This is a genomic window from Bacillus cereus group sp. RP32 (assembly GCF_040459735.1).
GTDB lineage: Bacteria > Bacillota > Bacilli > Bacillales > Bacillaceae_G > Bacillus_A > Bacillus_A wiedmannii.
In genome coordinates this window covers 4,425,591-4,450,203 of the sequence record NZ_JARVHO010000001.1, presented here as the reverse complement: position 1 = coordinate 4,450,203, position 24,613 = coordinate 4,425,591, and the positions used below count along the sequence as shown (strand labels likewise).

The window sequence follows — 24,613 nt, the reverse complement described above, 5'->3', positions numbered from 1 at the left end:
GATAGCTAAATGAGATAAAGTGAAAATTTTCAAAAAAGAGAAGAATATAGCTATCTCGTTTTATGATGTAATAAGTATTTAAATTATATATTGAAAGAAAAGAGCTAGAAGATGAATAATAAGTTTGTGAAAGGCGCTGCGATTTTAACGATTACAACGTTTCTATCGAAAGTGTTGGGAAGTTTTTTTCAAATCCCATTACAAAATATAGCAGGAGATGAAGTGCTTGGGATTTTCCGCCTTGTTTTTCCTGTATATATGATAGCTTTAACTTTATCAGTAGCGGGAGTACCGCTAGCTATATCACAGTTAATCGCTGAACTTCATGAGAAGAATGACCAGGGTGGGATTGCCAAACTATTTACGTCAGCATCTATTATTGGAGTAATATTTGGGGTGCTTGGATTTTCGGTTATTATGATTGGATCAAGTATGTTTGCAAATATGCTTGGTGGACAAGATACGAGACTCCCATTAATTGTCACTTCGTTTGCTTTATTAATCGCACCATATATGGCGGTATATCGAGGGTATTTCCAAGGTTTTGGAGATATGATTCCTACCGGGGTGTCACAAGTGATTGAGCAGTTCATTCGTGTTTTCTTTATGTTAGCAATTGCATTCTTATTCGTATCTTGGAATAAAGATAGTGATGTTGTAACAGGCGGCGCAATGATTGGTTCTTGCCTTGGGGTAATTACGTCACTTATCTATTTGAGATTGAAGTATGTAAAAAGTATATATCGTTATAAAAGTAATACATATTCACTGCAAGATTTTAAAGAAAATGCAAAAAAGATACTTCAGGTTTCGATTCCAATTGCGATTGGAGCATTATCGATGCCGTTGTTAAATTTAGTTGATTCTGTAACGATTCCACATATGTTGCATGAATCCACTACAACGATTCAAGAACAATTTGGTATATATAGTCGTGGCTTTGCGTTTACACAATTAATTGTCGTGTTTGCAAGCGCGATGGTATTTCCGTTAATCCCGTTGTTAACTGCTGCATTAACAAAGAAAGATATAGCGTTAGCAAAACACACAATTGAACGAACAAATGAGCTTGCTCATGTTTTAACAACGCCGATAACAATCTGGCTCATGGCACTTACAGTCCCGTTAAATGTTGGGTTGTTTACAGATGCTAAAGGGAGCGGCATGTTAGCTATTTTAATTGGTAGTTCGTATTTCACATCACTTATGGTATTATCAATAGGAATTTTGCAAGGAATTAACCGTTCTAAGCAAGCGGCGTGGATAGTTGTTGGAGCGAGTTTTGTAAAAGTCATATTAAATATAGTACTCGTAAGTCAATTTGGCATAACTGGTGCGGCTTATAGTACACTGATCATATATATCATAATTTGTATCGTAAATTATATATACATTCGAAAAGAATTGGCTTATTCAATTCGCATGGGGAGATTTTTTGCTGTAATCGGAGTATCTAGTATAGTAGGTATAGGATTATATTTCACATCTACTGTAATAAATGTGGTAGATTCTAGATTTATTGCAATGATGTATAGTGGTTTAGCATTTTGTGTGGCCTTGTTCATATATGGCATATGCGCATTAAAGTTGAACTGGATATCCAAAAAGCAAATTCTATTTTTAAGTAAGTAAATTTGTCTATAAATGAGTATGGCTATGTATATGTTTGTGAAAGAAATCAATTTGAAGTTATCCAACTTTTCTTATTAAAGAGTTGATAGCAATTTGTTGAATGACAAAAAGTTGATTGCGAAATGTTGGAGGAGATTAAGAGTGCGGTTAGTTTTATCAGGATATTATGGTTTTTATAATGTTGGGGACGAAGCAATTTTGCAATCAATTATTAAAGCGCTACATGAAGAGAATCCTACTCTTGAGCTTGTTGTACTTTCGAATGACCCCGACTATACAAGAAAAATGTACGGTGTAGAGGCAGTAAATCGCTGGGATATAAGAGCAATTTATAAGGAAATAAAGAGAAGTAACGGTTTAATTAGCGGAGGGGGAAGTCTCCTTCAAGATAAAACGAGTATTAAAAGCATTTTGTACTATACAGGTATTATGCGGATTGCTCGTTTTTTGAAGAAGCCGTATTATATTTACGCGCAAGGAATTGGTCCAATTACGAAAAGACAAAATCGTTTATTAGTGAAATGGCAAGTATCAAAAGCGGCATATATATCAGTTCGTGATGAAGATTCATTTTTGTATTTAAAAGAAATGGGTATTAAGAAAGAGATCGAACTAGTTCCAGATCCAGTATTGGCATGTCAACCAGAAGGAATGAAGTCGGATTGGCTGCAAAAACATTCGATTCAAGGGAAAGTAATTGCAGTTAGTGTGAGGTATTGGGACGCGAAAGAAGATTATATGAAGAAGCTAGCAGATACGCTGAAAAAATTTAAGCGTGAAGGATACCATATTTTATTCGTACCAATGCACGGACCATTTGATCAAAATGCATCACGCGATATTATTAACTTAATGGGAGAAGAAGCTCATATGCTTCCGTATAAGCTGGATATTCATGAGAAAATTTCAATTTTGTCGGAATGTTCGCTTCTAATAGGTATGAGACTTCATGCGCTTATATTATCAGCGGTTGCTAATATTCCTATGGTCGGTATTTCATATGATCCAAAGATCGATTCATTTTTACAACAAGTAAATCAGCCGATTATCGGAAACGTAGATGGTGACTGGACGGCTGAAACTTTGTATAACGTGGCAACGAAACAACTGGAACAAAAAGAATATGTAAAAGAAACATTGGAACAAAGAGTAGAAGAATTGAGAGAACAAATTTCAACAGCGTCTCGCTACATCATAAGTGACTTGAATTCAAAAGAGTTTGAAAAAAGGGGAATGTAATCTTAATTTAAGAGGACATCCTCTTTTTTTATTAGTTGAAAAATATAAAATGTCGAAAGAAAATAAATATTTGCAGAAAAATGTCGAATTGTATAAATGATTTTAAATGTATGCTCATAAAAAAGAAGTTTGAGAGATAAGATGTATGTTTGGTAATCCTAACATTCTTATATAAAGAATGTTAGGATTTTACGTTTTACTTGGTAAATTATAAGAAAATAGATTTGGTAATTTTGAGAGATGAGAAGGTAATAAAAATGTCGAAGTATATAAAAATAAGCTGTCGATTAATGTCGTAATATCTTTATAGTTAAATATTGATATTGAAAACGTTTTTCTGTTATAGTTGTAAATGGTTATAAGAAGATTGTTAAAAATGTAATTCTGACGTGTTTTTCTGTTCGTTTTAAATATTCTGATTTTATAATCTGGATATTTAAAAATAAAAGTCGAAAAAACGATCATTCAGAATTTCGAAAATTCACTTTTTTTGTCGAATTTGAGATTTTAAATTGGACGAAAAGGGTGTATGATTTCTTTGTGATTCCGTAATACAGAATATTCTATTATTCTGTACAAAGAATACGTTAACCACATTTATATCTACTAGTTTCAAAAATAAATAGAACATCTATTTAAAAACTTATGGAACTAGTATTACATTCCTAAGGAGGAAATATATATAATGGCAAAGACTAACTCTTACAAAAAAGTAATCGCAGGTACAATGACAGCAGCAATGGTAGCAGGTGTTGTTTCTCCAGTAGCAGCAGCAGGAAAATCATTCCCAGACGTTCAACCTGGCTCTTGGAGTGCAGAGTACATTGATTATTTAGTAGCAAAAAAAGCAATCGAAGGTAAGCCAGACGGAACATTCGCTCCAACTGAAGCAATTGACCGTGCTTCTGCAGCGAAAATTATGGCAATTACATTAGGTTTAGAAGTTAAAGAGGGTGCAAAACCATCTTTCAAAGATGCTCAAGATTCATGGGCTGCTAAATATATCGCAGCTGTTGAAAAAGCTGGTGTGATTCAAGGGGATGAAACTGGTAAGTTTAATCCAAACAACCAAATTAATCGTGCTTCTATGGCAACAATGATCGTAAAAGCATACAAATTAGACAGCAAAGTAAGCGGAGAATTAGAAACTAAATTCCCTGATTTAATCCCTCACTGGGGTAAAAACGCTGCTAACATTTTAGTTGCTTTAGATATCACTAATGGTACTGGAAATGGTTGGGAGCCAGATAAAGCTGTGACTCGTGCAGAAGCTGCTAAATTTATTGCTAAGACTGACAAAGAGTTTGGTAAAGAAGCAGTAACAGTTGAATCTGCTAAAGCAGTTACAACTCAAAAAGTAGAAGTTAAATTCAGCAAAGCTGTTGAAAAATTAACTAAAGAAGACGTTAAAGTAGCTAACAAAGCTAACAACGATAAAGTATTAGTTAAAGATGTAAAATTATCAGATGATAAAAAATCTGCTACAGTTGAATTATATAGCAATTTAGCTGCTAAACAAACTTACACTGTAGATGTAAACAAAGTTGGTAAAGCAGAAGTAACTGTAGGTTCTTTAGAAGCAAAAACAATCGAAATGGCTGATCAAACAGTTGTAGCGGGTGTAGACAGTGAATTAAAATACACAGTTAAAGATGAAAACGGTACTGAAGTTGTTTCACCAGCAGGTATTGAATTTGTAACTCCAGCTAAAGTTACAGAAGGTAAAATCAATTTAGCCAAAGGTACTTCAACTACTGTAAAAGCTGTTTATAAAAAAGACGGTAAAGTAGTAGCTGAAAGTAAAGAAGTAAAAGTTTCTGCTGAAGGTACTGCAGTATCTTCAATCTCTAACTGGACAGTAGTTTCTAATGCAACAGATGCTAAATTTGATGAAACTGACTTCAAACAAAATAATAAAGTATATGAAAACGATGACGCTGTGTTAAAAGTTCAATTAAAAGACCAATTTGGTACGACAGTAACTAAATTAGACAACGTGAAAGTTGAATTCGAATCTTTAAATACAGAAGCGGTAGTAGTAGATAAAGCTACTGGTAAAATTACTGTATTAGGTACAGGTGGAAAAGCACCAGTAAAAGTAACTGTTAAAGATGAAAATGGTAAAGAACTTGCTTCAAAAACAGTTGAAATTGAAGCTTTTGCTCAAAAAGCATTAAAAGAGATTAAATTAGAGCAAACAAGCCTTACACTTTCTAAAGAAGATGAAACAGGCGTAAAAGTTAAAGCTGAAGTTTTAGACCAATATGGTAAAGAATTTGCTACTGATGATGTAAAAGTAACTGTATTAGATAAAGACGGTAAAGAAGTAGCAGCGCAAAAAGTTGCAAGCTTCGATCCGAAGACAGGTGAGTTAACAGTTAGAGCTGGTGGTAAAGAAGCTGGTAAATATACTGTAGAATTATCAACTAAATCTGGTGAAAAAGAAGTAAAAGCTAAATTAGCTGTAGAATTAAAAGCTCCAGCTGCTTTCTCTAAATTTGAGGTTCGTGGTTTAGAAAAAGAATTAGATAAATATGTTACGGATAAAAACAAGAAGGATGCAATGACTGTTTCAGTTCTTCCTGTAGATGCAAATGGATTAGTATTAAAAGGTGCAGAAGCAGCTGAACTAAAAGTAACAACAACAAACAAAGAAGGTAAAGAAGTAGACGCAACTGATGCACAAGTTACTGTACAAGATAACCGTGTAATTACTGTTGGTCAAGGTGCAAAAGCTGGTGAAACTTATAAAGTAACAGTTGTACTAGATGGTAAATTAATCACAACTCACTCATTCAAAGTTGTTGATACAGCACCAGCTGCTAAAGAATTAGCAGTAGAATTTACAAGTACATCTCTTAAAGAAGTAGCTCCGAATGCTAATTTACAAGCTGCACTTTTAAATATCTTATCTGTTGATGGTGTACCTGCAACTACAGCAAAAGCAACAGTTTCTAATGTAGAATTCGTTTCTGCTGATACAAATGTTGTAACTGAAACTGGTACATTTGGTGCAAAAGGCACAACATCTATCTATGTGAAAAACATGACAGTTGTAAAAGATGGAAAAACACAAGAAGTAAAATTTGATAAAGCTGTACAAGTTACAGTTTCTATTAAAGAAGCAGCAAAAAACTAATTTAAAATCATTCGATACATGAAATGATTAATAAAAGCCTATGAGAAAATAGACAAAAGTCTATGAGTATCATAGGCTTTTTATTTTGATCTTATTTCATGTACATTTGAGATTGAAAAGAATAGTTTTATTGAGAAACAAATCGAAAGCGTTTTCAAAAATAGAAGAATATCTCATTAATATGTAAATTATTTGTAAATTCACACCTTTTTTTGTTAAAAAAACATTCGAAAAGAAGAATAAAATGTCGAAATTCAATAATTTTAGTCGAATGCAGTCTGAAAATTGTATTTATTGTAAAAAACATTTAAGTGATGAAGTGGAAATATGTGCTATAATTCCAATTGTGTATTCGATATGAAAAATATACGAAGCGCAGTGAGAGTGGTTTATAGGAAAACAGTTTGTTCATTTCTATATTTGAGTATTATTAATATACTAATAATACAATGAAAAGACTGAATTATCAGAATATGTCGAATCTTCTTTTGAGAAAGTTCTTGATAACGAATAGTTTTGTATAGTATGATGAACTTGTTTCAAAAAATGGTATTTAAACCCTATATTTACATTTAACGGTTTGTATCATTTTATTATATGAACTACTTTTCATTATAGTATTTTTGTTTGTGCTTTTATTGTTTTATGGTTTTTCTAACTAGCTAGTTTTCAAATTTAATATGATATGAAACTAGTAGCATATTCCTGAAGGAGGAAATTTATAAAATGGCAAAGACTAACTCTTACAAAAAAGTAATCGCAGGTACAATGACAGCAGCAATGGTAGCAGGTGTTGTATCTCCAGTAGCAGCAGCAGGAAAATCATTCCCAGACGTTCCAGCTGGTCATTGGGGATTAGATTCTATCAATTACTTAGTAGATAAAGGTGCAATCGAAGGTAAGCCAGATGGTACATACGCTCCAGCTGAAGAAATTGATCGTGCTTCTGCTGCGAAAATTATGGCAATTACATTAGGTTTAAAAGTTGAAGAGGGTGCACAACCATCTTTCAAAGATGCTAAAAATCATTGGGCTTCTAAATACATTGCAGCTGTTGAAAAAGCGGGTGTTGTTAGAGGTGATGGTAAAGAAAACTTCTCTCCAGATAAAAAGATTGACCGTGCTTCTTTCGCTTCTATGATAGTAGGTGCTTATAACTTAAAAGATAAAGTTAACGGCGAGTTAGTTACAAAATTTGAAGATTTATTAGATCATTGGGGTGAAGAAAAAGCAAACATCCTAATCAATCTTGGACTTTCTGAAGGAACAGGCGGAAACAAATGGGAGCCAAATAAATCTGTATCTCGTGCAGAAGCAGCTAAATTTATCGCAGTAGCAGATAAAAAATATGGCAAAAAAGATAATGCACAAGCATATGTAACTGATGTGAAAATTTCTGAACCAACGAAATTAACATTAACAGGTACTGGTTTAGATAAGCTTGCTGCTGAAGATGTAACTCTTGATGGAGACAAAGCTGTTGCGATTGAAGCAAGTGCTGACGGTACTTCTGCAGTTGTAACACTTGGTGGTAAAGTAGCTCCAAATAAAAATCTTACTGTAAAAGTGAAAAATCAATCATTCGTAACGAAATTCGTATACGAAGTTAAAAAATTAGCAGTAGAAAAACTTACATTTGACGATGATCGTGCTGGTCAAACAGTTGCTTTCAAATTAAACGATGAAAAAGGTAACGCTGATGTTGAGTACTTAAACTTAGCAGATCATGACGTCAAATTTGTAGCAAATAACTTAGATGGTACATCAGCAAACATCTTTGAAGGTGGAGAAGCTACTTCTACTACAGGTAAACTAGCTGTTGGCATTAAGCAAGGTGACTACAAAGTAGAAGTACAAGTTACAAAACGCGGTGGTTTAACAGTTTCTAACACTGGTATTATTACAGTGAAAAACCTTGATACACCAGCTTCTGCAATTAAAAATGTTGTATTTGCGGTAGATGCTGATAATGATGGTGCTGTAAACTATGGCAGCAAGCTTGCTGGTAAAGACTTTGCTTTAAATAGCCAAACTTTAGTTGTTGGTGAAAAAGCATCTCTTAGTAAATTAGTTGCTACAATTGCTGGAGAAGATAAAGTAGTTGATCCAGGATCAATTAGCATCAAATCTTCAAACCACGGTATTATCTCTGTAGTAAACAACTATATTACTGCTGAGGCTGTTGGTGAAGCTACACTTACTATTAAAGTAGGTGACGTAACGAAAGATGTTAAATTTAAAGTAACGACTGATTCTCGTAAATTAGTATCAGTAAAAGCTAACCCAGACAAATTACAAGTTGTTCAAAATAAAACATTACCTGTTACATTCGTAACAACTGACCAATATGGCGATCCATTTGGTACTAACTCAGCTGCAATTAAAGAAGTTCTTCCAAAAACAGGTGTAGTTGCAGAAGGTGGATTAGATGTAGTAACAACGGATGCTGGCTCAATCGGTACAAAAACTGTATCGGTTACAGGTAACGAAGTAGGCGAAGGTACAGTTCACTTCCAAAATGCTAATGGAGCTACTTTAGGTTCATTATATGTGAATGTAACAGAAGGTAACGTTGCATTTAAAAACTTTGAACTTGTATCTAAAGTAGGTCAATACGGCCAATCACCTGATACGAAACTTGACCTAAATGTTTCTAACAAAGTTGAGTATCAATTATCTAAGTACACTTCAGATCGCGTATACTCTGATCCTGAAAACTTAGAGGGTTATGTAGTTGAGTCTAAAAACAAAGATATAGCTGATGCTAAAATTATTGGAAATAAAGTTGTTGTAACAGGTAAAGCACCAGGTAAAGTTGATATCCACTTAACGAAAAATGGTGCAACTGCTGGTAAAGCGACAGTTGAAATCGTTCAAGAAACAATCGCTATTAAATCTGTAAACTTCAAACCAGTTCAAACAGAAAACTTCGTTGAGAAGAAAATCAACATCGGTACTGTATTAGAGCTTGAGAAGAGTAACCTTGATGATATCGTAAAAGGTATTAACTTAACGAAAGAAACACAACATAAAGTACGTGTTGTAAAATCTGGTGACGAGCAAGGTAAACTTTACTTAGATAGAAACGGCGATGCTGTATTTAACGCTGGCGATGTAAAACTTGGAGATGTAACAGTATCTCAAACAAGTGATTCTACACTTCCAAACTTCAAGGCAGACCTTTACGATACTTTAACTACTAAGTACACTGACAAAGGTACATTAGTATTCAAAGTATTAACAGATAAAAATGTTATTACAAGCGAAATCGGTTCACAAGCTGTACACGTTAACGTTCTTAACAACCCAAATCTATAATTCGATTATAGATGAAGTGAAAAATCAGTGGGGATTCATCCCCACTGATTTTTTAATAGAAAGAAGGCTCTTGTACATTTACAAGAGCCTTCTTTCTATTTCTTAAACTTAAACATATCCCCACTCAAATTCGAATCACTATACACGAACAATACCATGTTAATATTGTTGTCTTTAATGTATTGATATACATCTTTTTCGTGATAGTGACGCAGGTCGAGGATAGATGTGTGTTTGAAGCTTTGTGCTAAGTGTGGCACGATTGCGTTTGCGAATGAGTCTTTTAGGACTAAGGCGCGTACTTCATTTGGTGCATTGTTATTTTCGGTGACGATTTCTGGATAGTCGTCCGTGTAATATCCTGCGTATGATGTTGTATCTTTTTGTTTTTCTACGCCGTATATGTCATCTAAGTTTTGATGAACAGTACCTTGCACATCTTTTGCGGTAACGCTTGTGAAGTTGAAACCGCCTTTCGGTGTGTAGTAGCACAATTTTTCACCAGTTGCATCGATGAGTTGGTATAGTTGGTTGTTGAAGCTTCCGACTAAATGTTTATTTTGCGCACATGTACGAGTGTAATCTTCTTTTTTTATTTCTTTTCCTTTATATATAGAAGATTGTTGTCCAATTGTGTTCATTATATATTGGTAGCCTAAGAAGGCACCGTCCATATTCCAATGATGATCTGTTTTGAAATACATGTCCTGTATTTCTTCGTTCGTATAGTTCTGTTTATAGTGTTCCATCAGTTTTATTGGCTTTACGTCAGCTGGAAGTTTTGTTAGAAAGTAATTTAAATTGTCCTGTGCATAAGTGTGAATATGAGAAGGTAATTTAAATGATAATGCATTCGTTTTTGACGGTGGTAAAGCAAAGTAAAACTCGACGTTTTGTTCTTTTAAAAACTGAGATAAGTCGTTTATAGCGGGCATGGATTGATCAATTTCATTATACTTTTTCGTCCACGCTGGATTTTTAAGGAGCCATTTATCATCAGTCAAAATAATGTCGTTAATGAGAGATTTGCCCATATTAATTTGGGCAATTGTATAGCTTTTAATAAATTCATCTCGTCCGATTAGTTGATCATTTGTGTATGTTTCAAAATCTTTAAAGAAGCTACCAGTTAGGAGAGCTTCTTTCGTCAGTGCTGGTTTTTGAGCGAGCGGCCGATTTTCAACTGGTGAAATGTCTCGGTCTGGTTTGAGTAACGATAATATGCCAAATGAAAAGATAATGGTGAGAAAACCAATTAACAGGATGAGGTTCCCCAATTTTTTCATAATAACTTTTCCTTCCTACATAAGTTAAAACCTGAAATAAATAAATGGATTATATGTTGAGTTAATCAAGTACATAACCGAAATCATAAATAATGTTAGTAGTAATATAGGACGTAAAAATTGCATCGTGAACATATACGTTTTTGGCGCGAGTTCTAATATGTTTTTCATTCGTTTTAAAATTGGTGTCGCTGCGATAAAGGCAATGAGAAATACGATAATGTATTCATGTACGTATAACATTGTATTGTCGTCAATGAGAGATTGCCCATCTATGCCGAACATCGCTTTTAAATATTGGAACGAGTAAGCGAAGTTGTCAGCTCGGAAGAAGACCCAACCGATCATAACGATTAATAATACGTATGCATGTTGCAGCGGTTTCCATAGTTTGTTTAATATTTTTTCAAATCCAGCTTTTTCAATTGAAATAATAAAGCCGTAATATAGGCCCCATGAGATAAAGGTCCAGCTCGCCCCGTGCCATAAACCAGTTAATCCCCATACGATGAAGAGGTTACGATAATTCGCTAGTTTTGAAACGCGGTTTCCGCCGAGCGGGATATATATGTAATCGCGGAACCAAGAACCAAGTGTAATATGCCATCTTCTCCAAAACTCTGAAATAGATTTAGAGATGTATGGGTAGTTGAAGTTTTTCGGGAAATCAAATCCGAACATTTTTCCAAGTCCGATTGCCATATCAGAGTACCCTGAGAAATCGAAATAAATTTGGAGGGTGTAGGCGATAATACCAATCCATGCCGTTCCAACACTTATTTCAGATGGTGGTAAGGCAAATATTTTATCGGCGACAAATCCTACTTGGTTGGCGATTAATATTTTTTTTGCTAATCCGAGAACGAAAATTTGAATACCTTCTGTGAATCGTTCAAAAGAATGGATGCGCGTTTTAATTTGCTCAGCAACGATATTGTAACGAACAATTGGTCCGGCAATAAGCTGAGGGAAAATAGATATATATAACGCTAAGTTAAGTGGATTTTTTTGAACATCCCCATCTTTACGGTATATATCGATGACATAGGACATCGCTTGGAATGTATAAAATGAAATTCCGATTGGTAGTGGAATAGGTTCCACATGAATAGATAAATGTAAAGCGTTGTTTAACATGTCTGTGAAAAATGAAATGTATTTAAAATAAGACAGTAATAAAATATTTCCGACCACAGCCATAATTAAAAATGTGACTTTCATATTTTTTCGTTTATCATAATGATGCACGAGTAGGCCAAAGCAGTAGTTTAATACGATGGAAAAGAGCATTAAAAGAACGAAACGCGGTTCGCCCCATGCATAGAAAATTAAACTAAATGCAAGTAATACGAAATTACGTAGCTCGGCACGCACTATAAAATAGAAAAATAATACGAGAGGTAAAAAGATAAATAAGAAAATCGAACTACTAAATACCAAAGGACTCTCCTCACTTTTTTCGAAATACATTTCGTGCAAAAAAAAACCGACATATCTATTATATATTCTTTTATATAATAGTGCCTTTAATATTTTAGCATGTTAATAATTCGATTAAAATAATTATTCTATATAAGTAGTTTCTCATTTCATATATAAGAAAGGTGTGCCATTAAGTGTTTTTTAATGGAAAAGAAGGTATTTGAGTGATTTATGGGAATTATTAATTTTGAGATAAGAGAAGTGGCATAATTAGGGGGGAGAAAAATGAGTAAATTCGGATTGTATGGTAAGTTTATTGTGGAAGAACGTAATCGGGAAGAATTAACGAATATTTTGCTAGAGGCGGTAAAGGGTTGGAATAGAAAAGAAGCAGCATCCAGATGGATGCTGCTTCTTTCTATTCTATTTCTAAATCAACAATTAAGTAAGCGAGTATCACAACAAAGAAAATGCTAACGGCTGGTGCTGTTAATACGTGTCCAGACATAAAGCCGATACCGAGCGATAGGACGAGTGTGCTAGCTAGTAGCATATGTTTTACGCTAAATAGTTTCTTGAAGTTTTTGATCAAGCGAATGAATATTTTTATACCGAAATAAAGAAGTGGCAGTAAGTACATAAGGAAGCCAACAATTCCGAATGCGAAGAATAGGTCGTGGAAATCCATTTCGACTAACTTCATTTTCGTTGTATAGTTACCAGCGTACCCCATTCCAAATAGTTTTTGAGATAGTGGTGCTTCTTTATAGTATTGTTTATATACTTTTAAAAACTTGTCGCGATCACTGTAAATTAAACTTTTCATTTCAGAGTCTGTTAGTTCGCCTTGCTCATGTTCTTCTTCTGTAACTACTTTTCCTTCTTTTCGGTCTTTTTCTTCTTGTACTGATTTTTTGTATTCATATATTTGTAAATGGATGGTCATGTTTTTTGCGATAGGAGTTTGCGGTGTAAGTACGAGTACCCCTCCTAATACGACAGCAGCAACAACTGTATTTACAAGATATGTGAATCCTTTTCCTTCTTTTTTACGATGTATTATATATTCAATGAATAAGAAGAAAAGGGCGATACCAAGTGTAATAACGATGGCACCATAGCCTACTTTCGTTCCGATCATAATGCTTGCATACATTGCAACTACAGTTGGAATCCAGTAATACGCTTTTGAGAAAGAAGTTGTTTTATGAACTGAGTATAAGACAACGATTGGGAACATAATTGCAAAAATGGAACTTAAATCATTTCCAGCAAAGAACCATCCTCTTGAACCGATCTTTGAGTTCGGATAGCTTGGGAAATCTGTACCAGTTGCCATAGCCGCGATGATTGAAATACTTAAAATTAACGTTGCATATAAGAAATACGTAATGATTTTATGCAACGCGTAGTCGTTATTTTTTAATTCTTTTAGTGCGATAATATATCCAAACAGTAGTACTATTGGATATACACTTTTCAAAATAAATTTCACTTCTTCTCCAAATGAAACTGGAGATTTGACCATTAAATTATTCACAAGGCCAATTGCGAGTACAATGCCAAATAGACATAAATAAAGAATATACTTTTTCGCGCCTTGTTGTTTATGATGAAGAAGTAGATAACCTAATGCAAGAAGCATAAAGGCGAAACGGACTACGATTCCGACTGTTGCGCTCATGTGTAATACATAGATTGAAAAAGACGTTAATAAATCTAAAATTGGTTGAAACACAATGAATAGCAGTAGGAAATGCGGGAAGTAGTTATCCGTCTGTTTGAACTTAGTAACCATATGTTCCTCCATTTCTTCATTCCTTTATTTCAGAACCTCTATATTAATAGGAAGGAGAATGAATTTCTATATTTAATTTTTATATCAGACTTAAGAATACACCATTTCATTGTAATGGTAAATAGATGAAGAGAGGTGATAAACCGACTTTAATTTCTATATTTTTCAACGGAATTGTATGTTTTATACAAGGTCATATACAAATTACGAGATTATTAGACAGAAAATTGAGAAAAAAGAAGGGTTTTTCATCACCTTTCTATAATTATATAAGTATAATCTTTATGTAGAAAAGAGGGGTATATATAATGGAAGTAACAAGTAAAACAGAATCTGTCGTTGTGAAATATGAAGGGCACGTTGCAACGGTTATGGTCAATCGCCCAGAGGTGTTAAATGCATTAGATGAGCCAACGTTAAAAGAGTTATTACAAAAATTGAAAGAAGTAGCGGAGAGTTCTGCACACATTGTTGTGTTATGCGGAAACGGCCGTGGTTTTTCTGCGGGTGGAGATATTAAATCGATGCTTTCAAGTAATGATGAAAGCAAGTTTGATGGCATTATGAATACCATTTCTGAAGTTGTTGTGACTTTATATACGATGCCGAAGCTTGTTATTAGTGCTATTCATGGACCAACTGCTGGTCTTGGGTTAAGTATTGCGTTAACAGCTGACTATGTGATGGCAGATATATCATCCGTTATTGCGATGAACTTTATTGGAATCGCTTTAATTCCAGATGGTGGCGGCCATTTCTTCCTTCAAAAGCGCGTCGGTGAAAATATGACGAAGCAAATTATTTGGGAAGGAAAGAAATTATCAGCAACAGAAGCGCTTGATATCGGTTTAATTGATGAAGTAATCGGCGAGGATTTCCAAACGGCTGTGAAGCAAAAAATTAGTGAATGGTCACAAAAGCCGATTAAAGCGATGATTCAAACGAAGCAAATTTTATGTGAAGTAAATCGCTCCAATTTAGAACAAACGCTGCAACTTGAAAAGCGCGGCCAATATGCGATGAGACAAACAGCGGATCATAAAGAAGGCATTGCTGCATTTTTAGAAAAACGTTTGCCTGCATTTAAAGGGGAATAAAGTGAAATTTGAATTAATGGTAGTTTTACTGCCGGTTAATTTAAGGTAAAGGGGAGAAAGTGCTAACACATTTTAGTATAATTGTGTTAGCACTTTTTTTTTAAGGAGTAATATATGAAGAAAATTATTGGTGTTATCGGCATGATTGTAATAGCATATTATGCTTTGCATAGTACACAATCTATGGCTGTGCGAACTGCATTGTTTTTTGAAGGACATCCAAGCGTTGCGTTTTCTGGCGAAGTGACGAAAGAAAAAGATGTGAAAAAAGAAGCAATTCCAGCTGAATACCAAACTCTATATGGTAAGGAAGAAGAATCAGAGCACTATTTCTTTCCTCACGTAAGGGCACATGGATCAGGAATTGATATGCTTAGTGCGTGCGTGAAGAAAAAATGGTTTTTCTATAAAGCAGAGCTCGGATGTTATTAAATATAGGAGGTTGAATGATGTCAGCATATAACAAGTTAGTAAGAGATCGTGTTCCAGAGAAGATTTTAAGGTCTGGAAAAACATATACAGCACAAAAATTAACAGGACAAGCATACATACAAGCTTTAGCGAAAATTGGAACGGAAGAAATTCGTGAATTTGCTTCTATGAAAGAGCGTGAACATGCGCTAGATTCTCTTGCGGATGCACTGGAAGTGATCATTTCATTAGCGCGTGCAGAAGGTGCAACAATTGAAGATGTAGAACGTCTTCGTAAGAAAAAAGAAATAGAGCGCGGTGGATTTGAAAGAGGCATTTATTTGTTGGATGTTTCAGAAGAATAGTTTCGTAGGGAAAGCATAGCGTTAGTGAGTAACGCTATGCTTTTTTGTTGCAATTAAACTAATAATGAAGAAGATAACTGTTAATACCCAGCCAATTGTAATAGAAGTAGTAGTGTGAACTGCATAAGAAACTTGTAAACAAAATAATGATGCTAAAAACCAAATGAGTGCAATGTGTATATATTTTTTTGATATATTCATATTTTATAACTCCTTTTGTATACTAAAAAGAATTTTACCGCAATTTAGAAAATTAAGCTATATGAGTAGAGGATTTATAGTAAATTCGGTATACTAAATAATAGAGAAAATGAGGAGGGAACGACAATGGCACATCATGCGAAAGAAACGATGGAACTTATTAAGGAGCTTGTCTCTATTCCAAGTCCATCTGGAAATACAGAGAAAATCATTCGTTTTATTGAAAACTATGTAAGTGAGTGGAATGTAGAAACGAAGCGTAACAATAAAGGCGCTCTCATTTTAACGGTAAAAGGGAAAAATGATGCACAGCACCGTTTATTAACGGCACACGTTGATACGTTAGGTGCGATGGTGAAAGAAATTAAGCCTGACGGTCGTCTGAGTCTTTCTATGATTGGCGGATTTCGCTGGAACTCTGTAGAAGGAGAATATTGCGAAATTGAAACATCAAGCGGTAAGACGTATACAGGAACGATTTTAATGCATCAAACATCTGTGCATGTATATAAAGATGCAGGTGAAGCGAAACGCGATGAGAAAAATATTGAAGTTCGTATTGATGAGCGTGTATTTTCAGCTGATGAAGTACGCGAATTAGGAATTGAAGTAGGAGACTTCGTTTCATTTGACCCGCGCGTTCAAATTACAGAGAGTGGATACATAAAATCACGTCATTTAGATGACAAAGTAAGTGTTGCGATTCTATTAAAATTAATTAAGAGATTACAAGATGAAAACATAACATTACCATATACAACTCATTTCTTAATTTCTAATAATGAAGAGATTGGATACGGTGGTAACTCTAACATTCCAGAAGAAACGGTTGAATATTTAGCAGTTGATATGGGAGCGCTAGGTGATGGACAAGCATCTGACGAGTATACTGTATCTATTTGTGCAAAAGACTCTAGTGGTCCGTATCATTATGCATTGCGTAAACATTTAGTAGAGCTTGCGAAAACGAATCATATTGAATATAAAGTAGATATTTATCCGTACTATGGATCGGATGCATCAGCTGCGATTCACGCTGGATTTGATGTGAAACATGCATTAATTGGAGCGGGTATTGATTCTTCTCATGCATTTGAGCGTACACATGAAAGTTCGATTGCTCATACAGAAGCACTTGTTTATGCATATGTATTATCAGAGATGATTGCAGAATAAGAAAAGAAATAGGCTACCTTTAGTGGCCTATTTTTTGTTTGCAGAGAAATCGACTTTATTTAACAAAAAGTAAATTAATTGTATTTTATTTTACAATATTAAGAAAGTAGGTTTACTACATAATTCGAGTATTATAAAATGATAGAGGCGCATTAATTTTTTTTGTTCGGATTTATTGAAATTTATATATTAAGATTACGCGTTATTAAAAAGTGATTGTCGAGAGGAGTATTATTTTTTATGAAGTATCGTGCAGTCGCGGCAGGTATTTTAGCCGCAAGTTTATTATCGTCTCCAGTAAGTAGTTTCGCAGCAGCGAAGAAGTTTTCGGATGTTCCTACATGGGCGCAAGAATCAGTTAATTATTTAGTAGGAAAAAAAGCGCTTGATGGAAAGCCAGATGGAACGTTTTCTCCATCTGAAGCAGTAGATAGAGGATCAGCTGCAAAAATCATAGCAGTCGTTCTTGGTTTACCGATTGATCCAAAAGCAAAACCATCTTTTAAAGACGCACAGAGCCATTGGGCAGCACCGTACATTGCTGCAGTGGAAAAAGCAGGGGTAATTAATGGAGATGGTACTGGTAAATTTAATCCATTCAATAAAATGAACCGTGCATCTATGGCATCTATGTTAGTACAAGCGTACTCATTAGATAAGAAAATTATTGGAGAACTTCCAACACAGTTTAAAGATTTGGAACCTCATTGGGGTAAGAAACAAGCTAATATTTTAGTAGCCTTAGAGATTTCTAATGGTACGGGAAATGGCTGGAATCCTGAAGGAACTGTAACTCGTGCAGAAGCAGCTCAGTTCATTGCGAAGGCTGATAAAAATAAAACAAATACATCAAAAAGAATGTATATGAACAGAAACTTTATTACATATCATCAACCATCATTATCATCTGGTATTACTGACGTTCAGCATAAGCCACAAATGGTTGAAGTGAAAGAGCAAAGAGCAGACGGCTGGTTGAAAATTGTAACAAGTAAAGGTGAGAAGTGGACACCTCTACAAGAAAAAACAGAAACAATTAACCAAGACTTTACTGCATATGAAACAGCTTCACATAGTTCTAAAGTGCTAGGTACATATAATGCACAGACAGTAACGATCATGGAAGAGAGTGGCAGCTGGATTCGTATTCGCGTAGGCGCTGGCTTCCAATGGGTTGATAAAAATCAATTAAACCCAGTAAAACAAGAGAACTTCTTAGAAGGTAAAGCAATTATTATTGATCCAGGTCACGGTGGAATTGACTCAGGTAATCCTGGTTATTATGAGAAAGAAAGTCAAACTGTATTAGATGTATCATTACGATTAAAGAAAATATTTGAGCAAAAGGCACCATTTACTGTTATGTTCACTCGTACAGATGATACACGCCCAGGAACAAGTGGTCCTGATTCATTAAAGAAACGTGTAGAGTTTGCACAGGAACATAATGGAGATATTTTTGTAAGTATTCATGCCAATGGTTCTGAAAAGAAAAATGGAGAAGGTACAGAAACATTATATTATAAGTCAGCAAGAGCAAAAGTAACGAATCCGCATGTAGAAGACAGTAAGTTATTAGCACAAAAAATTCAAGACCGTCTTGTAGCAGCACTTGGAACAAAAGATCGTGGTGCGAAACATCAGGACTTATACGTAACTAGAGAAAATACAATGCCAGCTGTATTAACAGAATTAGCATTTGTAGATAACAAAACCGATGCAGATAAAATTGCTACACCAAAACAGAGACAAGCTGCAGCAGAAGCGATTTATCAAGGTATTTTAGATTATTACGAAGCAAAGGGTAAGAAAGTATCTTCTTTCCGTTAATAAATAAAAAGAGATTGCCAATAGGCAGTCTCTTTTATTTATTAACGTTTCTCTTTATTTCTGGCATGTGATATCATTTAATTTTACGTAAAAAAGATATTCGAATAATTGTAATCATAATAATTTTAAACGATAAAGGATGATAATAGATTGAGTAATCATAGTACAACACCTGCATGTATATATACGTATGCGTTTCGTGAGGAGGAGCGTGCTTTATGTTACTTGGAAATGCGCTCGTTCTTTGGAATGGAGTCTCACGTTAATATTTTGAAAAGTGATGTCAAAATTGATCCGAGTAGAAGTGCGTTTATGAAAGAGCGCGTTGAGGTTATGTATGAAGGAGACGACTTAGAAAGTATTTTAAAACAAGTGGAACAAATTGATTTGGCGGGGGCGTCATTTAAAGTTATCTTCGTAAAAATCAATGATCTTGGCAAAGAAAATAAAATTGAATATGGGGAAAGACGTCTCATTGAACGCGACCTCGGTATGCATATTGAAGGAGAAGCGGATGTTCGTAATCCAGAGCGTGTATTCGGGATTGTTCCTCTTGAAGGACGCTGGTACTTCGGACACTATGTAGAAAGTGAGCCAGTTTGGTATCATCACATAAAAAAACCGCATAGTTATTCGACATCTCTTAGCACACGTGTTGCGAGATCAGTTGCAAATATTGCTGTACCAAATCCAGATGGAGTACGAGCAATTGACCCGTGCTGCGGTATTGGAACAGTAGTAGTAGAAGCACTTTCTATGGGGATTAACATCGTTGGTAGAGATATAAATCCACTTGTAGTTCTTGGAACGAGAAAAAACATCGCACATTTCGGATTTGAAGGAACAGTAACAAAAGGCCCAATTGAAGAAATTACTGAGAACTACGATGTTGCAATTATTGATATGCCGTACGACTTATTTACGCATGCAACACCAGAAGACCAGTTCTCCATTCTTTCAAGCGCGCGCCGCATCGCTAAAAAAGTAGTCGTTGTCACGATGGAAACGATGGACGACATGATTCATGAAGCAGGATTTGAAATTACAGATCGCTGTATTACAAGAAAAGGATCATTTACTAGACAAATTCTTGTTTGTGAATAAGAAAGGAAGGTCACCCGTTTGGGTGACCTTTTTTGTTTGATATTGATGTGTGATTGGTTGGTAGTGTAGATAGATGAATTAGCGGAATTTGTCGATAAGTCGATATCCTATGTTGAATCGACGATATCGTTACATTAGTATATTACTGTTCTTTTAATTTCTCTTGTTGTGCAAGTAATAAATTGCGTAAGACGTGCCCGCGGTAACTTTCTAGTTTTCGTCCTTCAAGATAGCGCACGCCTAATTTTTTAAATTCAGCTACGTACCAGCCTTTTGTTCCGTAATACATTGGATCACTTCCTTTTTGCTTTTGAACAGTATATGTTGGGGGTGGAAGTAACTTTCCATTGAAAATAATAAGCCTGGCTGTATCAAGGTGTTCCATAAAATAATTTCCGGACCGTGTATAAAAAAATAGACAGTAGTGTATGCTTTTTTACACAATGTATACAAATTTATACCCTATGCGTTGGCATGATATTTGCAATAAAAATAGTATCAACATATAGGGGAGAGATAGAAATGAAGGTTAGTAAAGTGTACACGACAATTGATGCTCACGTAGCTGGGGAACCGCTTCGAATTATTACAGGCGGCGTGCCAGAAATAAAAGGGGAAACGCAACTAGAAAGACGCGCGTACTGTATGGAGAATTTGGACCATCTTCGCAAAGTTCTTATGTATGAACCGAGAGGACATCACGGTATGTACGGTTGTATCATTACTCCACCTGCAAGTGCTCACGCTGATTTTGGTGTATTATTTATGCACAATGAAGGCTGGAGTACGATGTGTGGTCATGGCATTATTGCTGTTATTACAGTCGGAATTGAAACAGGTATGTTTGAAGTGACAGGTGAGAAACAAAAGTTCATTATTGATAGCCCTGCTGGGGAAGTAATTGCATACGCAAAATATAAGGGGAGCGAAGTAGAGTCCGTATCATTTGAAAATGTTCCTTCATTTGTATATAAGAAAGACGTTCCTATTAAAATAGATAACTATGAATTTCAAGTAGATATCGCGTTTGGTGGAGCATTCTACGCGGTAGTAGATAGTAAAGAATTTGGTTTGAAAGTCGATTTCAAAGACTTATCTGCTATTCAAACGTGGGGCGGTAAAATTAAGCACTACATCGAGAGTCAAATGGAAGTAAAGCACCCACTTGAAGAAGGTTTAAAAGGAATATACGGCGTTATTTTTTCAGATGAACCGAAAGGGAAAGACGCAACTTTACGAAATGTAACGATTTTCGCTGATGGGCAAGTAGATCGTTCTCCTTGCGGCACAGGAACTTCCGCAAGAATCGCAACTCTTTTTGAAAGAGATACCTTACAAAAGGGAGAAATTTTCGTCCACGAATGCATTACTGACGGGAAATTCGAGGGAGAAGTATTGTCGGTAACCGCAGTAGATACATATGAAGCTGTCATTCCGAAAGTAACGGGGAATACATTTATTACAGGATTTCATCAGTTTGTTGTAGACCCGAGAGATGATTTGAATAGGGGATTTTTGTTAGAGTAGAAGGAGGAGGTGGAAAGATATGCTAGTCATAAGCGCGAACGAACAACGAAACTTAGTAAATATGAACGAAGTCATTGAATATGCGGCGTTTGCTTTAAAAGAGTTTTCCGCAGAAAGAACGATTACACCAATTCGCAGCTCATTACCATTTGCGAACGAGCAAAATACGGCATTAATTATGCCTTCAGTAGCGGAAGGAATTGAGGCACTTGGCTTAAAAGTAGTAACAGTAGTCCCCGAGAACAAAAAGATAGGAAAGAAAACGATAAACGGGATTGTTATGCTATCAGACTTTCAAACGGGAGAACCGCTCGCACTTTTAGAAGGATCCTACTTAACGATAATTCGAACAGGGGCTCTATCAGGAGTAGCGACAAAACATTTAGCTCGTCATAACGCAAAAACTTTATGTATCATCGGGACCGGTGAACAGGCAAAAGGGATTGCCGAAGCTGTATTTGCGGTTCGAGATATCGAAAAAGTCATTTTATACAATCGAACAGAAGAAAAGGCGTATGCATTTGCACAATTTATACAAGAGAGATTCAATAAACCTGCTTATGTTTACACAAATGCAAATGAAGCAATAAGCGAAGCAGACATCATCGTCACAACTACGAACGCATCCACACCAGTCTTCTCAAAAAAACTACAAAAAGGCGTCCACGTAAACGCCGTTGGCTCATTCAAACCGAACATGCAAGAACTACCATCCCACGCCATCGCGGACGCAAACAAAGTAGTAGTCGAATCAAAAGAAGCAGCACTAGAAGAAACAGGAGACCTTCAAGTTCCAGTGCGAGAAGGTTTATTTGAAGCAAGCGACATCCACGCTGAACTCGGCCAAATCATAAGCGGGGAAAAAGCCGGCCGCGAAAACGATGAAGAGATTACTATTTTCAAATCGGTTGGTTTGGCAGTAGTGGATATTATCGTTGCGAAGTATTTGTATGAGAAAGCGGTGGAGAATGGGGTTGGGAATAGGATTGAGTTTTGAGGGACTGCTTTTTGGTGGTCTTTTTAATTTTGGGATAAGTTACTCTGTTTGGCGATTCAAATATTTTTGTATATGAAAATGTGTTGAGATTGTGGTGTTTTATTGTTTATAATACGCTTTTGCACCTCAAATGTAATGCAAAAGCTAGTGTTAGGTCATTCACAAGTAGTTGTTGAACTCCTTCGCAAGGGAGAGCTTGAATGATAAGAAAGCAGCCGACTTTTATACAAAGAGTCGGCTGTTTTTCTGTTTATTTAATACTCTAAAGATATACATCTTAAAGAATATAAGATATTTATGTTCAGAACGCCTTGGTAATTGATTAGAGAAATGAGTGGGGGGATATTGCAAATGGATAGATGGAAAAAGTTTTCGATGATTGTAGTCAGTATCATGGTATTTGGTATATTTATAGGATATATGGTAGGAATGTTTTTCAATCCCGGAAGTGACAATAAGCAAATACAAGAGAGAACAGTTGATGCAAAAGGTGAGGAAATTGACGATTTGGTCAACTCTGAGGGTGTCATAATCGACTCTATGCACAAAATGTTGCATCAAAAAGTAATAGCTGATAAAAAGAGTGGTTTTATCGTAATGTCTCCTGAGAATATTAAAAAGCTTCGTCACTTGTTAGATCAAAGCGATAAAATAATTGAAAAAGAAAAATATGTTGAGATTTTAAATCGTTGGGAAAAAGGTGATTTTTCTCAAGCGGTTGAGGAACATGATTATATGTGGGAGCAAGCAGGTGGAGAAAGTACTGGAAAAGCAAAAAGATTAGCTACTCCAAAAGAAGAAAAAGCATATCTCAAAGAACAAAGCAAAAAAGAAGGTTCTAGTGCAAAAATAGAATAAAAGGTAATAAAGCGTATAGATTCCTAATGGAATTGTATCTTATGCTGCAAGCTCCAAAAATTGTTGTATCTACTTTTATATTTGGAGAGTAGATAGTAAAAGGGAGATTTCAAATTGAGTTCTCCCTTTTACAATTTACTTGAAAAATAACTTCCCCTTATAAGTTTCTATATAGATGCGCCCGTCGTCTTCTTCTTTTATTTCGCTATCAAAATGTTTTATCCAATCAACAATGCCTTGATCACTTTCTGTGACATTTTCTCTTACATATAGATATGAATGAATTGATTTATAAAATGTATAGTTAGTTAAAATTCTTTGACCAAGAGAAATAGGAGTATCTGAATTTGGAGTCTCCTGAATTATATATGGAGATGGAAGAATGTTATTACTGTTAACATATACATAATATTTAGGCTGATTAATGGCCCATTTTAGCCATATGATTTGAACTATTATTATAACTATGGTGACAATTTTTTGTGTTTTTTTAAAACTTTGTCCTGGAAAAGAGTAGTAGATGAAAATCGGAATAGCAAATAAACCAACCCAAGGTACCCATTTGTCTATTGGTGCACCATTTATCCAGAAGATAAATCCTAAAGCTTTTGTAAATAAAAATAAACAAACAAGACTGGTGAAAATTATTGATAAATAGTATGTTTTATTTTTCATGATTTTCTCTCCAAAATATATGTTCATAAAACGAATATAAGAGTATTTTAAAAAGTGTATATCATATAGATGTAGAGTACAAAATAGTAACTAAAATTAAATATGGCAAGCATAACGCGTTGGTAAGTTTTACTGGCTCCAGCTGAAAATAAAACGCCTATAAGTGGTGCAAATAAACCAATTTTCCAAAAGATATTCGCGGATCCACCTATTTCTAATGTATGCTCATTTATTATAGTTACAAGAGCATAAGGTACACAGGATAAAGATAATATAGCCCATTTGTTCAAAGTATCACCTCTTTTCGATGTTTTAATATAAATAAAATATTAATTTTATCCATAGATTATCGTATCAATTAAAGATTTGTATAGGGAATTTTTCTTTGGAATGCTAATATGGTTTCAATAGAAAGTAACAAAAAATTAACCCAAGCTATACATATACTTCTGGTACAAGGATACTATTTTTTACAATTGATTATCTTTTCTGTTATAAAATTCAAAAACCTCTACATATAAGTAGAGGTTTTTGAATT

At 35.0% G+C, this 24,613-nt stretch carries 21 protein-coding genes; 14 read left to right on the top strand and 7 right to left on the bottom strand.

From position 1 onward, the window contains the following. The first annotated feature begins 111 nt into the window (after positions 1–111). From QCI46_RS22960 to QCI46_RS22945, 4 genes are all read left to right on the top strand, one after another. Positions 112–1,632: a putative polysaccharide biosynthesis protein gene (locus QCI46_RS22960; RefSeq protein WP_353841499.1), complete on the top strand. Its 1,521-nt coding sequence runs from the start codon at positions 112–114 to the stop codon at positions 1,630–1,632. Between the two features lie 141 nt (positions 1,633–1,773). Beyond that, positions 1,774–2,871 (top strand): polysaccharide pyruvyl transferase CsaB, encoded by a 1,098-nt coding sequence (gene csaB, locus QCI46_RS22955; protein ID WP_353841498.1) that lies wholly within the window; start codon positions 1,774–1,776, stop codon positions 2,869–2,871. 685 nt (positions 2,872–3,556) lie between these two features. Beyond that, positions 3,557–6,010 (top strand): S-layer homology domain-containing protein, encoded by a 2,454-nt coding sequence (locus QCI46_RS22950; RefSeq protein ID WP_353841497.1) that lies wholly within the window; start codon positions 3,557–3,559, stop codon positions 6,008–6,010. 726 nt (positions 6,011–6,736) lie between these two features. Further along, entirely contained in the window at positions 6,737–9,328 is a 2,592-nt protein-coding gene (locus QCI46_RS22945; RefSeq protein WP_353841496.1) for an S-layer homology domain-containing protein, read from the top strand. A gap of 95 nt (positions 9,329–9,423) precedes the next feature. Here the strand turns inward: QCI46_RS22945 and patB1 are convergent, their stop codons facing one another. Together patB1 and QCI46_RS22935 are read right to left on the bottom strand one after the other, a co-directional pair. Continuing rightward, the gene (gene patB1, locus QCI46_RS22940; RefSeq protein ID WP_353841495.1) at positions 9,424–10,614 is read right to left on the bottom strand and encodes a secondary cell wall polysaccharide O-acetyltransferase PatB1; all 1,191 of its coding nucleotides are present in this window, start codon (positions 10,612–10,614) and stop codon (positions 9,424–9,426) included. Between the two features lie 24 nt (positions 10,615–10,638). After that, positions 10,639–12,054 (bottom strand): MBOAT family O-acyltransferase, encoded by a 1,416-nt coding sequence (locus QCI46_RS22935; RefSeq protein ID WP_353841494.1) that lies wholly within the window; start codon positions 12,052–12,054, stop codon positions 10,639–10,641. 267 nt (positions 12,055–12,321) lie between these two features. On the opposite strand from QCI46_RS22935, the gene QCI46_RS22930 reads away from it, so the two are divergent. Continuing rightward, entirely contained in the window at positions 12,322–12,513 is a 192-nt protein-coding gene (locus tag QCI46_RS22930; protein ID WP_353841493.1) for a hypothetical protein, read from the top strand. Here QCI46_RS22930 and QCI46_RS22925 read toward each other — a convergent pair. Then, the gene (locus QCI46_RS22925) at positions 12,455–13,834 is read right to left on the bottom strand and encodes an O-antigen ligase family protein (protein WP_353841492.1); all 1,380 of its coding nucleotides are present in this window, start codon (positions 13,832–13,834) and stop codon (positions 12,455–12,457) included. The two genes, QCI46_RS22930 and QCI46_RS22925, sit on opposite strands and share 59 nt — an antisense overlap. Positions 13,835–14,142: 308 nt before the next feature. Here QCI46_RS22925 and QCI46_RS22920 point away from each other — a divergent pair, with 308 nt between their 5' ends. From QCI46_RS22920 to QCI46_RS22910, 3 genes are all read left to right on the top strand, one after another. Continuing rightward, positions 14,143–14,931, top strand: a complete 789-nt coding sequence (locus tag QCI46_RS22920; protein WP_046957213.1) for an enoyl-CoA hydratase — start codon at positions 14,143–14,145, stop codon at positions 14,929–14,931. A 114-nt stretch (positions 14,932–15,045) separates the two neighbouring features. Further along, complete coding sequence (locus tag QCI46_RS22915) at positions 15,046–15,363, top strand: hypothetical protein (protein WP_098135146.1); 318 nt, start codon at positions 15,046–15,048, stop codon at positions 15,361–15,363. Between the two features lie 17 nt (positions 15,364–15,380). Continuing rightward, on the top strand, positions 15,381–15,707 hold the full coding sequence (locus QCI46_RS22910) for a nucleoside triphosphate pyrophosphohydrolase (RefSeq protein ID WP_087985736.1): 327 nt from the start codon (positions 15,381–15,383) through the stop codon (positions 15,705–15,707). Positions 15,708–15,728: 21 nt separating this feature from the next. Here QCI46_RS22910 and QCI46_RS22905 read toward each other — a convergent pair whose 3' ends face one another. Further along, entirely contained in the window at positions 15,729–15,908 is a 180-nt protein-coding gene (locus QCI46_RS22905; protein WP_087985735.1) for a hypothetical protein, read from the bottom strand. Positions 15,909–16,034: 126 nt separating this feature from the next. Here QCI46_RS22905 and QCI46_RS22900 point away from each other — a divergent pair, with 126 nt between their 5' ends. The 3 genes from QCI46_RS22900 (at position 16,035) to QCI46_RS22890 (ending at position 20,018) form a co-directional block, all read left to right on the top strand. After that, positions 16,035–17,084, top strand: a complete 1,050-nt coding sequence (locus tag QCI46_RS22900; RefSeq protein WP_098857240.1) for a M42 family metallopeptidase — start codon at positions 16,035–16,037, stop codon at positions 17,082–17,084. A gap of 240 nt (positions 17,085–17,324) precedes the next feature. After that, on the top strand, positions 17,325–18,914 hold the full coding sequence (locus tag QCI46_RS22895) for an N-acetylmuramoyl-L-alanine amidase (RefSeq protein ID WP_353841491.1): 1,590 nt from the start codon (positions 17,325–17,327) through the stop codon (positions 18,912–18,914). Positions 18,915–19,064: 150 nt separating this feature from the next. Continuing rightward, complete coding sequence (locus tag QCI46_RS22890) at positions 19,065–20,018, top strand: TRM11 family SAM-dependent methyltransferase (protein WP_353841490.1); 954 nt, start codon at positions 19,065–19,067, stop codon at positions 20,016–20,018. A gap of 142 nt (positions 20,019–20,160) precedes the next feature. Here the strand turns inward: QCI46_RS22890 and QCI46_RS22885 are convergent, their stop codons facing one another. Continuing rightward, positions 20,161–20,403 (bottom strand): YflJ family protein, encoded by a 243-nt coding sequence (locus QCI46_RS22885; RefSeq protein ID WP_353841489.1) that lies wholly within the window; start codon positions 20,401–20,403, stop codon positions 20,161–20,163. 137 nt (positions 20,404–20,540) lie between these two features. Here QCI46_RS22885 and QCI46_RS22880 point away from each other — a divergent pair, with 137 nt between their 5' ends. From QCI46_RS22880 to QCI46_RS22870, 3 genes are all read left to right on the top strand, one after another. Next, entirely contained in the window at positions 20,541–21,545 is a 1,005-nt protein-coding gene (locus tag QCI46_RS22880; RefSeq protein WP_353841488.1) for a proline racemase family protein, read from the top strand. Positions 21,546–21,564: 19 nt separating this feature from the next. Next, positions 21,565–22,542, top strand: coding sequence for an ornithine cyclodeaminase family protein (locus QCI46_RS22875; protein ID WP_353841487.1), 978 nt, complete (start codon positions 21,565–21,567; stop codon positions 22,540–22,542). Positions 22,543–22,893: 351 nt separating this feature from the next. Continuing rightward, the gene (locus QCI46_RS22870; protein WP_353841486.1) at positions 22,894–23,400 is read left to right on the top strand and encodes a PRK06770 family protein; all 507 of its coding nucleotides are present in this window, start codon (positions 22,894–22,896) and stop codon (positions 23,398–23,400) included. A gap of 135 nt (positions 23,401–23,535) precedes the next feature. Here the strand turns inward: QCI46_RS22870 and QCI46_RS22865 are convergent, their stop codons facing one another. Together QCI46_RS22865 and QCI46_RS22860 are read right to left on the bottom strand one after the other, a co-directional pair. Further along, positions 23,536–24,075, bottom strand: a complete 540-nt coding sequence (locus tag QCI46_RS22865; protein ID WP_353841485.1) for a hypothetical protein — start codon at positions 24,073–24,075, stop codon at positions 23,536–23,538. A gap of 47 nt (positions 24,076–24,122) precedes the next feature. Beyond that, on the bottom strand, positions 24,123–24,365 hold the full coding sequence (locus QCI46_RS22860) for a hypothetical protein (RefSeq protein WP_353841484.1): 243 nt from the start codon (positions 24,363–24,365) through the stop codon (positions 24,123–24,125). Positions 24,366–24,613 lie beyond the last annotated feature (248 nt).

Excerpts from the sequence above, each read along its gene's own strand:
- QCI46_RS22960 (WP_353841499.1), top strand. The coding sequence starts at position 112 with ATGAATAATAAGTTTGTGAAAGGCGCTGCGATTTTAACGATTACAACG.
- QCI46_RS22950 (WP_353841497.1), top strand. The coding sequence starts at position 3,557 with ATGGCAAAGACTAACTCTTACAAAAAAGTAATCGCAGGTACAATGACA.
- QCI46_RS22945 (WP_353841496.1), top strand. The coding sequence starts at position 6,737 with ATGGCAAAGACTAACTCTTACAAAAAAGTAATCGCAGGTACAATGACA.
- patB1 (WP_353841495.1), bottom strand. The coding sequence starts at position 10,614 with ATGAAAAAATTGGGGAACCTCATCCTGTTAATTGGTTTTCTCACCATT.
- QCI46_RS22930 (WP_353841493.1), top strand. The coding sequence starts at position 12,322 with ATGAGTAAATTCGGATTGTATGGTAAGTTTATTGTGGAAGAACGTAAT.
- QCI46_RS22925 (WP_353841492.1), bottom strand. The coding sequence starts at position 13,834 with ATGGTTACTAAGTTCAAACAGACGGATAACTACTTCCCGCATTTCCTA.
- QCI46_RS22920 (WP_046957213.1), top strand. The coding sequence starts at position 14,143 with ATGGAAGTAACAAGTAAAACAGAATCTGTCGTTGTGAAATATGAAGGG.
- QCI46_RS22915 (WP_098135146.1), top strand. The coding sequence starts at position 15,046 with ATGAAGAAAATTATTGGTGTTATCGGCATGATTGTAATAGCATATTAT.
- QCI46_RS22910 (WP_087985736.1), top strand. The coding sequence starts at position 15,381 with ATGTCAGCATATAACAAGTTAGTAAGAGATCGTGTTCCAGAGAAGATT.
- QCI46_RS22905 (WP_087985735.1), bottom strand. The coding sequence starts at position 15,908 with ATGAATATATCAAAAAAATATATACACATTGCACTCATTTGGTTTTTA.
- QCI46_RS22900 (WP_098857240.1), top strand. The coding sequence starts at position 16,035 with ATGGCACATCATGCGAAAGAAACGATGGAACTTATTAAGGAGCTTGTC.
- QCI46_RS22895 (WP_353841491.1), top strand. The coding sequence starts at position 17,325 with ATGAAGTATCGTGCAGTCGCGGCAGGTATTTTAGCCGCAAGTTTATTA.
- QCI46_RS22885 (WP_353841489.1), bottom strand. The coding sequence starts at position 20,403 with ATGGAACACCTTGATACAGCCAGGCTTATTATTTTCAATGGAAAGTTA.
- QCI46_RS22880 (WP_353841488.1), top strand. The coding sequence starts at position 20,541 with ATGAAGGTTAGTAAAGTGTACACGACAATTGATGCTCACGTAGCTGGG.
- QCI46_RS22875 (WP_353841487.1), top strand. The coding sequence starts at position 21,565 with ATGCTAGTCATAAGCGCGAACGAACAACGAAACTTAGTAAATATGAAC.
- QCI46_RS22870 (WP_353841486.1), top strand. The coding sequence starts at position 22,894 with ATGGATAGATGGAAAAAGTTTTCGATGATTGTAGTCAGTATCATGGTA.
- QCI46_RS22865 (WP_353841485.1), bottom strand. The coding sequence starts at position 24,075 with ATGAAAAATAAAACATACTATTTATCAATAATTTTCACCAGTCTTGTT.